The sequence below is a fragment of the Thiohalocapsa sp. genome (assembly GCF_019695415.1).
In the GTDB taxonomy this organism is placed as follows: domain Bacteria; phylum Pseudomonadota; class Gammaproteobacteria; order Chromatiales; family Chromatiaceae; genus Thiohalocapsa.
Window position 1 is genome coordinate 1 of record NZ_JAIFKJ010000289.1, and the last position, 8,674, is coordinate 8,674.

The 8,674-nt window shown below is 65.2% G+C and carries 11 protein-coding genes; 6 read left to right on the plus strand and 5 right to left on the minus strand.

Annotated features, from left to right (window positions below; all coding sequences use genetic code 11):
• The 4 genes from I6U14_RS08340 to I6U14_RS08355 all read left to right on the plus strand — a co-directional run.
• Nucleotides 1-1,049, plus strand: a 1,049-nt coding sequence (locus I6U14_RS08340) for an SEC-C metal-binding domain-containing protein (protein WP_296898414.1), incomplete at its 5' end; no start/stop codon positions are given.
• A gap of 11 nt (nucleotides 1,050-1,060) precedes the next feature.
• Nucleotides 1,061-2,248, plus strand: a complete 1,188-nt coding sequence (gene argJ / locus I6U14_RS08345) for a bifunctional glutamate N-acetyltransferase/amino-acid acetyltransferase ArgJ (RefSeq protein ID WP_296898415.1) — start codon at nucleotides 1,061-1,063, stop codon at nucleotides 2,246-2,248.
• Nucleotides 2,217-3,209, plus strand: a complete 993-nt coding sequence (locus I6U14_RS08350) for a Nudix family hydrolase (RefSeq protein ID WP_296898416.1) — start codon at nucleotides 2,217-2,219, stop codon at nucleotides 3,207-3,209. Before argJ ends, I6U14_RS08350 begins: the two co-directional genes overlap by 32 nt.
• 79 nt (nucleotides 3,210-3,288) lie before the next feature.
• Nucleotides 3,289-4,134 (plus strand): UDP-2,3-diacylglucosamine diphosphatase, encoded by an 846-nt coding sequence (locus I6U14_RS08355; RefSeq protein ID WP_296898417.1) that lies wholly within the window; start codon nucleotides 3,289-3,291, stop codon nucleotides 4,132-4,134.
• 48 nt (nucleotides 4,135-4,182) lie between these two features.
• On the opposite strand, the gene ampD is transcribed toward I6U14_RS08355, so the two are convergent.
• The 5 genes from ampD to I6U14_RS08380 are packed head-to-tail and all read right to left on the minus strand — an operon-like array spanning nucleotide 4,183 to nucleotide 7,090.
• The gene (ampD, locus tag I6U14_RS08360) at nucleotides 4,183-4,779 is read right to left on the minus strand and encodes a 1,6-anhydro-N-acetylmuramyl-L-alanine amidase AmpD (RefSeq protein ID WP_296898418.1); all 597 of its coding nucleotides are present in this window, start codon (nucleotides 4,777-4,779) and stop codon (nucleotides 4,183-4,185) included.
• Between the two features lie 7 nt (nucleotides 4,780-4,786).
• A complete protein-coding gene (locus I6U14_RS08365; protein ID WP_296898420.1) occupies nucleotides 4,787-5,194 on the minus strand; it encodes a CBS domain-containing protein in 408 nt (135 codons plus the stop codon).
• 2 nt (nucleotides 5,195-5,196) lie between these two features.
• Nucleotides 5,197-5,547, minus strand: a complete 351-nt coding sequence (locus I6U14_RS08370) for a P-II family nitrogen regulator (RefSeq protein WP_296898422.1) — start codon at nucleotides 5,545-5,547, stop codon at nucleotides 5,197-5,199.
• 2 nt (nucleotides 5,548-5,549) lie between these two features.
• Nucleotides 5,550-6,344: a DUF1538 domain-containing protein gene (locus tag I6U14_RS08375; protein WP_296898423.1), complete on the minus strand. Its 795-nt coding sequence runs from the start codon at nucleotides 6,342-6,344 to the stop codon at nucleotides 5,550-5,552.
• A gap of 14 nt (nucleotides 6,345-6,358) precedes the next feature.
• Nucleotides 6,359-7,090 (minus strand): DUF1538 domain-containing protein, encoded by a 732-nt coding sequence (locus I6U14_RS08380; protein WP_296898425.1) that lies wholly within the window; start codon nucleotides 7,088-7,090, stop codon nucleotides 6,359-6,361.
• Between the two features lie 390 nt (nucleotides 7,091-7,480).
• Here I6U14_RS08380 and nadC point away from each other — a divergent pair, with 390 nt between their 5' ends.
• Together nadC and I6U14_RS08390 are read left to right on the plus strand one after the other, a co-directional pair.
• Nucleotides 7,481-8,365 carry a carboxylating nicotinate-nucleotide diphosphorylase gene (gene nadC, locus I6U14_RS08385; RefSeq protein ID WP_296898427.1) on the plus strand — a complete coding sequence of 295 codons (885 nt, stop codon included), beginning with the start codon at nucleotides 7,481-7,483 and terminating at the stop codon, nucleotides 8,363-8,365.
• A gap of 121 nt (nucleotides 8,366-8,486) precedes the next feature.
• Nucleotides 8,487-8,674: sulfur globule family protein (locus I6U14_RS08390; RefSeq protein WP_296898429.1), on the plus strand; the 188-nt coding region annotated here is incomplete at its 3' end.

Below are 8,674 nucleotides of genomic sequence, written 5' to 3' on the forward strand. Positions count from 1 at the left end.
GCTTCTACCTGTCGCTGAAGGACAACCTGATGCGCATCTTTGCCTCCGACAAGGTCGGCAACATGATGCAGCGGCTTGGCATGCAGGAGGGTGAGGCCATCGAGCACCCCTGGGTCACCAAGGCAATCGAGAACGCCCAGCGTAAGGTCGAGGGACGCAACTTCGACATCCGCAAGCAGCTGCTGGAATACGATGACGTCGCCAACGATCAGCGTAAGGTCATCTATGAGCAGCGCCGGGAGCTGATGGACGGCGAGGATATCTCCGAGACCATCGGTGACTGGCGTGCGGACGTGCTGAACAGCCTCATCGACGGATTCATTCCGCCGCAGAGCCTGGAAGAGCAGTGGGACGTGCCGGGTTTGAGCGAGGCGCTGAGCGAGTTCTTCGGCGGCGAGTGGCCCATTCAGCAATGGCTGGACGAGGATCACGACCTGCACGAAGAGACGCTGCGTCAGCGGATCACCGATACGGTGGCCGGGCACTATGCCGACAAGGAGAGGCTCGTCGGCGCGGGGACCATGCGCCAGATCGAAAAGGCAGTCATGTTGCAGACCCTGGACAGTCAATGGAAGGACCACCTCGCACAAATGGACTACCTGCGCCAGGGCATCCACCTGCGGGGCTACGCCCAGAAGAATCCGAAGCAGGAGTACAAGCGCGAAGCCTTCGAGATGTTCCGGGCCATGCTCGCGAGCCTCAAGGAGGAAGTCGTCCGGACCCTTTCGCGGATGCAGGTGCGCTCTCCCGAAGAGGTGGCACCCGCACGACACGCTGAGGATCGGTTCCAGTTCAAACACGAGGCATTCTCAGGCCTCTCTGCGCCGGAGGAGCCGGTCACCGCAGGCGCCGAAGGACAGTCACGGCCGACCGGGGGCCAACAGGCCAGGCCGTCCGCTCGTGCTCACCAGCGCCCCGCGAGCGCCCAGCACGACAGCGGCGACGATCACCAGCCCTATGTGCGCGGCGAGCGCAAGGTGGGCCGCAACGAGCCCTGTCCCTGTGGGTCCGGCAAGAAGTACAAGCAGTGTCACGGTAAAGTGGCCTGACGCCGGTGCCAGTGCTGCGCATCCCGGGCGTCCGGCTTGCGGCTGGCGCTGCCGGCATTCGCTACCAAGGTCGCGACGACCTGGTGCTGCTGGCACTGCCGGACGGGGCACAGACCGCCGCCGTCTTCACCACCAACGCCTTTTGCGCTGCGCCGGTGCAGCTGGCGCGACGCCATTTGGCGCAAACGCAGCCGCGATGGCTCTTGATCAACGCCGGCAACGCCAATGCGGGCACTGGTGACCGCGGGCTCGCCGACGCTGAGACCTGCTGCACCGCGCTGGCCGCGGCGGCGGATTGTGCGCCCGAGCAGGTGCTGCCCTTCTCCACCGGCGTGATCGGGGAGTATCTCCCGGTTGGGGCAATCGCGGCAGCGCTGCCGCAATTGGTGGCAGGGCTGCGTGAGGACGGTTGGACCGATGCCGCGGGGGCCATCATGACCACGGACACCCACCCGAAGACAGCCAGCGCATCCTGCGATCTGGGTGGACGCGAGGCCAAGGTCGTCGGCATAGCCAAGGGCGCCGGCATGATCCGCCCGGACATGGCGACCATGCTGGCCTTTCTGTGCACGGATGCGCCGGTACCCCGGGACCTCCTGCAGGCACTGCTGCGGGAGGCCGTCGCCGACACCTTCAATGCCATCACGATCGACGGCGACACATCCACCAACGACGCCTGCGTGCTCTCTGCCGCCGGCACCCTAGGCGGCCCACCAGTGACCGCCGGCTCGCCAGAGCTTCAGGCGCTGGCCTTGGCGGTGCATCAGGTCTGTGCGGCCTTAGCGACGTCCATCGTCCGCGACGGCGAGGGCGCCACCAAGCTCGTGACCATCGAGGTGGTCGAGGCCCAAAGCGCCGCCGAAGCCCGTGCGGTGGCCGACACCATCGCCCATTCACCCCTCGTGAAGACGGCCCTCTTCGCTGCCGATCCAAACTGGGGGCGGATCCTGGCCGCGGTGGGGCGGGCGGGCGTTGCCAGACTCGACATCGAGCGCGTGCGCATCTGGCTCGACGACTGCCTTATCGTGAGCGGTGGCGGACGCGATCCGACCTACACCGAGGTGGCCGGGCGTGCCGTCATGGCACGCGACGCCTTCCGCATTCGCGTGGGGCTTGGGCGCGGAGAGATCACGACGCGGGTGCTCACCTGCGATCTGAGCTACGACTATGTCCGGATCAACGCCGAGTACCGGACCTGACGACGAACACCCCTCTCGCAAGCGCCGCATCCACGTGGCCGCCGGCGCCCTGCAGGACGCCGCCGGGCGTGTTCTGGTGGCTCGCCGACCTGAGGGCGTTCACCAGGGCGGCCTTTGGGAGTTTCCGGGCGGCAAGCTCGAGCCCGGTGAGCTGCCCCGTTCCGCCCTGGCGCGAGAACTTCGAGAGGAGCTCGGCGTTGATGTGCAGGCGGCCCGACCGTTGATTCGTATTCACCACGATTACGGCGACCGCCATGTGCTCCTGGATGTGTTTTTGGTCACTGACTACGTCGGCGAGCCGCGCGGTCTCGAGGGTCAGCCCCTCGACTGGGCGACGCCCTGGGACATGGACGCCACCTGCTTTCCGGCGGCGGATAAGCCCATCATCGACGCTCTGCGCTTGCCCTCGCGCTACCTTATTACCGGTGCCGATCCCCGCGATGCCTGCAGCTTCCTGCATCGGCTTTCCGCGTCGCTAGAGGCGGGTATCGACCTGGTGCAGCTGCGTGCCCACGACATCGACGACGCAGCGTATCGGCGCCTGGCCGCGGATGCGCTCGCCGTGTGCCGCGACAAAGGTGCACGCTTGCTGCTGAACCGTGATCCGGCTGTGGTGGCGGGTGTCTGTGCCGACGGGCTGCATTTGCAGGCAGCCGCGTTGTGGCGAGTGGCTGCGCGCCCGCCTGCCCACTTGGTGGGCGCCTCCTGCCACAGCGCCGCAGATCTGCGCCGTGCCGCCGCGCTCGGGCTGGACTACGCGCTGCTCGGGCCGGTGCTGCCCACGGCTTCGCATCCCGGGGCGCCGACCCTGGGTTGGTCGAGCTTCGCGGCTCTGGCCGACACCGCGGCGCTGCCGGTGTATGCGCTCGGCGGCCTCACCACTGCCCAGCTCGAAGCGAGCTTCGAGCATGGTGCCCAAGGCATCGCCGCCATTTCGGGCTTTTGGCAGGCGCCTTCATAGGATCTTCACGCAGCGTCAACGCGATCGAAACAAACGCGGGTCACCATAGCCGCGATTCTGATCTGCGGTGGTGTTCCCTATGCGTGCAGAGTCCAACGCCGGCAATGTCGAGCGCCTTTACCCCTATAAATATCGCAGCATTTGGATCTCGGACGTCCACCTGGGCTTTCGTGGCTGCCAAGCGGAGTTCCTGCTGGACTTCCTGCAGGCCACCGAATGCCGGCAGCTGTATCTGGTCGGCGACATTATCGATGTCTGGTCCATGCGTCATGGCGTGCACTGGCCCCAATCGCACAACAATGTCGTGCGTGCCGTGCTGGACAAGGCCCGGGCCGGTACCGAGGTCATCTATGTGCCGGGTAACCACGACGAGATCCTGCGTCCGCATATCGGCAGCGATTTCGGCAACGTGGCCGTACGCGACGAAATCGTCCACGAAACCGTCGATGGCCGCCGCTTCCTCATCCTGCACGGCGACAAGTTCGACCATGTGGTCCAGAACGAGCGTTGGCTCGCCGTGCTGGGCGCCCGACTGTATGACCTGCTCCTATCCGTCAATCATCGGCTCAACTGGGTCCGAAAACGCCTCGGGATGGGCTATTGGTCGCTCGCCGCCTTTTTGAAGCATCGGGTTAAGAATGCCGTCAATTATATTGGCGATTTCGAGCAGGCCGTCGCCGATGAGGCCAAGGCACGTGATGTCGACGGCATGGTCTGCGGCCACATCCATCATGCCGAGATCCGCGACATCGACGGCATCACCTACTGCAACTGCGGCGACTGGGTGGAGAGCTGCACGGCCCTGGTGGAGCACCATGACGGGAGCCTGGAGCTGCTGCGCTGGACCGAGCAGCAAGAGGTGCTGAGCGCCCAATGGGCGCTGCCGGTCACGACGCCGGCCGCGGCCATGGCCAAGGCCGGGTGATACGCCTTTCCATCCTGCGCTGGGTGCTGGCGGTTAAAGAAGCGGCCCTCAGGCCTGCGGCGGCGCATCGCCGGCCGCGGCGCTGCGAAGCAGCCCCAGATACCGTTGCCAGTCGAAGGCCGGCCCGGGATCGGTCTTGCGCCCGGGTGCGACATCACTGTGGCCGACGATGCGCTCGTCGGTAATGGCCGGGAAGCGGCGCATGATCTCGTGGGTGAGCAGTGCCAGCCGTCGGTATTGGTCCTGCGTGAAGGGCATGTCATCAGCACCCTCCAGCTCGATGCCGATGGAGTAGTCGTTGCACTCGGGCCGGCCCTGCCAGGCGGAGCGTCCCGCGTGCCAGGCCCGCTTATGCAGATCAACGAACTGCAGCGTTTCGCCGTCGCGCCGAACGAACAGATGCGCGGAAACCGGATTATCGGCGATGGCCGCGAAGTAGGGATGCACGCTCGGGTCGAGACATCCGCAGAAGAGCTGTTCCACCCACGGACCACCGAACTCCCCCGGCGGCAGCGAGATGTTGTGAATCAAGAGCAGATCGATGGGCGACCCGGGCGGGCGCTCGCCGAAGTGCGGCGACGGCACTCGGCGAACGTCGTCGAGCCAGCCGTCAACAGCCAGGCCGTTGTGCGTGTGGCTGACCATGGCGCAATCAGCCCTGCTGCGCAGCCATGCCCTTCATGACGAGATCGGTGAGGCTCACGATGCCGACCACATCACCTGCTTCTACCACGGGCGCCCGGGACAGGTCGAAGCGGGCGAAAAGCCTCGCGCAATAGCGGATGTCCATGTCCGGCGACACGGTAATGACGGGCTTCGACATGATTTCGTAGATATTCACCCGGTCCGGTGCCCGATCCTTCGCCAGCACAAGTCGGGCAATGTCCGAAATAAGCACGACGCCGTATTCGTCGTCTGCATGGCGCTTGCGCACGATCAGCGACTTGGTCTCCACGTGGCGCATGCGCTCGAGTGCCAAGGCCACGGTGTCCATGCCGTCGACGACATCGAAGGCGTGCTTCATAACGTCGCGCACGCGGATGGGCTGGCGCTCGGGCATGCTCAGAGCTCCTCTTCCACCTTTTTGGCAAGGACGCGGATCTGGTGACTGATGCCGACGGCGTCTTCCACGTCCACCTGGAAGGCGATGCCGCAGCCCTTGCGCTCCTCGAAGCGGCCCACCTCGGCGATGGTCTCGAGGATGCTGCGCGCCAGGTGCTCCTCGACCAGGAGCAGCAAGACGTCGCGTTGGGTCTCGAGGGTCAGGCCGAAGAAGGTCTGCTGTTGCTCGGCACCTTCGCCACGGGCCTGGTTGATGACGGTCGAGCCCGTAGCGCCGGCGGTGCGGGCTGCCTCGAGTACTGCCTCGGTCTCGGACTGCTCCACCAGGGCGATGATCAGCTTGAAGTGCATGCTCAAACCTTTGTGTTGTGAGCTCCGGCTTTGCGCCGGGCCATCAGCGTGCTCAGCTGCGCATAACCGAGGACGGACATGATGGGAAACAGGCTCGCGAAGGCTATCAGGCCGAAACCATCCAACACCGGGCTGCGGCCGGGAATGCTGCTGGAAAGCCCGAGCCCCAGCGCAGCCACTAGCGGCACTGTGACCGTGGATGTCGTGACGCCGCCAGAATCATACGCCAGTGCGATGATGGATTTGGGCGCGCAGGCCGTCTGCAGCAGCACAAGCACATAGCCTGCCATGATGTACCAATGCAGCGGTGCACCTGTGACGATGCGGAAGGCACCGAGCGTGATACCGATGGCCACGCCGACCGCTACCGCTGTGCGCAAGCCGGCGGCGCGGACGGTGCCTGCGGACACCTGCTCGGCCTTGATGGCGACGGCGATGAGCGCTGGCTCCGCGATAGTGGTGGCAAAGCCGATCGCGAAGGCAAAGAGGTAGACCCAGCCATAGGCCCGCCAGTCGACGCCCTCTGCTGCCGTGGTCGCCATGCCGATGAACTCCGGTGCCGTGAGCTGGGTCGCCATCAGCCGGCCGAGGGGGAACAGGGCTTGCTCCAAGCCCTGGATGAAGAACGCGAGACCCAGCAGTACCATGACGAAGCCCAATAGGATACGCCGCGGCTGCACCAGCGGGCGTCGCAACACCAGCACCTGAAAACCAACCAGCACCGCCAGGATCGGCACGACATCGTCCAGGGTCGCGCAGACCGGTATTACGGCGTCGATAGCGCAGAGGCCGTCCACGACGAAGCAGCGGCTCAGACGAGCATCCCGTAGCCCATGACAAAGATCATAGGCGTGAGCGAGGCGAAGGCGATAAGACCGAAACCGTCCACCAGTGGGTTGCGCCCCTCGATGCTGGTTGCCAGCCCGACGCCCAGTGCGGTCACCAAGGGCACAGTGATGGTGGACGTGGTGACTCCGCCGGAATCGTACGCGATGCCCACGATTTCGGGCGGGGCAATGGTAGTCATAAGCACGACGCCGGCATAGCCGCCGATGATTAGGGTCTGAATGGGCCAGCCGCGCAGGATACGCAGCACGCCCAGCACCAGCGCGAAGCCGACGGCCAACGCCACCGTGAGTCGCAGGCCGCTGGCGTAGGCCGAGCGGGCTTGGGCATCTGCGGCGATGACGCCACCGCTGGCGGCCACGCTTGCGGCCTCGTCAGCGACGGCAATGAGGGCCGGCTCCGCCACGGTGGTGCCGAAGCCGAGCCCGAAGGCGAAGACGAGCAGCCAGAATAGACTGCCCTTGCGGGCCAGGCCCCAGGCCATGGCCTCGCCGAGGGGGAAGAGCCCTAGCTTGAGTCCCTGCACGAAGAGCGTCAGACCGAGCACCAGCATGCCGATGCCCAGCACGAGCTCGCCCAGGTTTGCGATGGGCTCGCGCAGCACCAGCAACTGGAATGCCGAGATGACCAAGATGATGGGTACAAGGTCGCGCAGACTCTCGGCCAGGGCGCCTGCGGTCTGGCTGATGATGGTCAATGCTCGGCGACGCATGGGTGTTGGGCAAGGGCTGCTCGGACCGCCCTGCAGCCAGCGTGAAGCGACCGCAGCGCAAGCGCAAACTGGATGCTGGACTGACCTCAGTCCGCGAAGAGTACTAGACTACAAATGATCAAGAGGGAAATGCATTCAGCGCCTGCTGGACAGGGTGATGACCCGGTGGAACGCGCCGCAACCAGGGATTGGCCCCATCCGCACACAGGCTCGTGAGCACAAAGCCCTGGAGGGCGATGCCCGGAATACCTCCGGTCAATAGCCCCGGCCGGCGTTGACGTCAGGCAGCGCGGCCCCTGCTGCAACGGGTGCGGTGCCGGCGCCGCGACGATGTTGCAGCACCTTCCGCAAACCAAAGTCTATACAGGTCCTAACATGTCAGCCGCAGCACCGTCGACGGCGCTCGCCGCCTGTCTGCCGCCCGTCGATCATATTCGGGCACATGTGCGTCGCTCGCTCGACGAGGACATCGGCACGGGCGACCTGACCGCTGCACTGCTGCCGGCGCAGCAGCGGGCGCGAGCGGAAGTCGTCACACGCGAGCATGCCGTGCTCTGCGGGCAGGCATGGTTCGAGTGCGCGTTTACAGTCACCGACGCCAGTGTCAGCGTGGATTGGCTCGTCGCCGACGGCGAGCAGGTACCAGCGGGTGCGCCCTTGTGTCGCATCGAGGGGCCGCTGCGGGCGCTGCTCACGGCGGAGCGCACGGCGCTGAACTACCTCCAGACACTCTCCGGCACTGCTACGCGGGTTCGCCGCTATGCCGATGCCGTTGCCGGCCTGCCGGTGCGCATCCTGGACACGCGCAAGACCTTGCCTGGTCTCCGACGCGAGCAGAAGTATGCGGTCTGCTGCGGCGGTTGCCATAACCACCGCATGGGCCTGTACGATGCCGTGCTGATCAAGGAAAACCATATCGCGGCTGCGGGGTCCATCGCGGCTGCCGTGGCGGCTGCACGCAGGCAAGTGCCTGCGGCTGTGCCGGTGGAAATCGAGGTCGAGTCTACGGCACAGCTGGAAGCGGCGCTGGATGCAGGCGTCGCCCGTGTGCTGCTGGATAATTTCGGCCTCGCCGATTTGCGGCGCGCCGTTGCCCTCAACGATGGGCGGGCGCGGCTCGAAGCGTCGGGCGGCGTGGCCCTCGATCGGCTGAGACTGATCGCCGAAACAGGCGTCGATGACATCTCCGTTGGCGATCTCACCAAAAGCGTGCAGGCGGTCGACCTGTCCATGCGCCTGATCACCGATAGTCAAAGCTAATCGGGGCTTTCCCATCCATCAAAAATAAAGATTTTGTAATTAAGAAAATTCTAATATTATGGACCCCGCTGACGCGCAACACGCGCAGCGCTTGCTAACCCAGAATATCAGGAGAATACAGATGAAAAAGCTTGCTACCGCCGCCGCCGTCGCCGCCCTGCTTGGTGTTTCCGCCTCCGCTAGTGCCTGGTGGGGTCCGGGTTGGGGTGGTCCTGGCTATGGCTCTGGCTGGGGTGACGGCCTCGGTGACATGTTCAGCGACATGTTCGGCGACGGCTACGGCGACTTCAACATGAGCATGTCCGGCGG

Coding starts and splice junctions, on each gene's coding strand:
- I6U14_RS08370 (WP_296898422.1), bottom strand. CDS start 5,547: ATGCACTTCAAGCTGATCATCGCCCTGGTGGAGCAGTCCGAGACCGAG.
- I6U14_RS08355 (WP_296898417.1), top strand. CDS start 3,289: ATGCGTGCAGAGTCCAACGCCGGCAATGTCGAGCGCCTTTACCCCTAT.
- I6U14_RS08365 (WP_296898420.1), bottom strand. CDS start 5,194: ATGCCCGAGCGCCAGCCCATCCGCGTGCGCGACGTTATGAAGCACGCC.
- I6U14_RS08350 (WP_296898416.1), top strand. CDS start 2,217: ATGTCCGGATCAACGCCGAGTACCGGACCTGACGACGAACACCCCTCT.
- ampD (WP_296898418.1), bottom strand. CDS start 4,779: ATGGTCAGCCACACGCACAACGGCCTGGCTGTTGACGGCTGGCTCGAC.
- nadC (WP_296898427.1), top strand. CDS start 7,481: ATGTCAGCCGCAGCACCGTCGACGGCGCTCGCCGCCTGTCTGCCGCCC.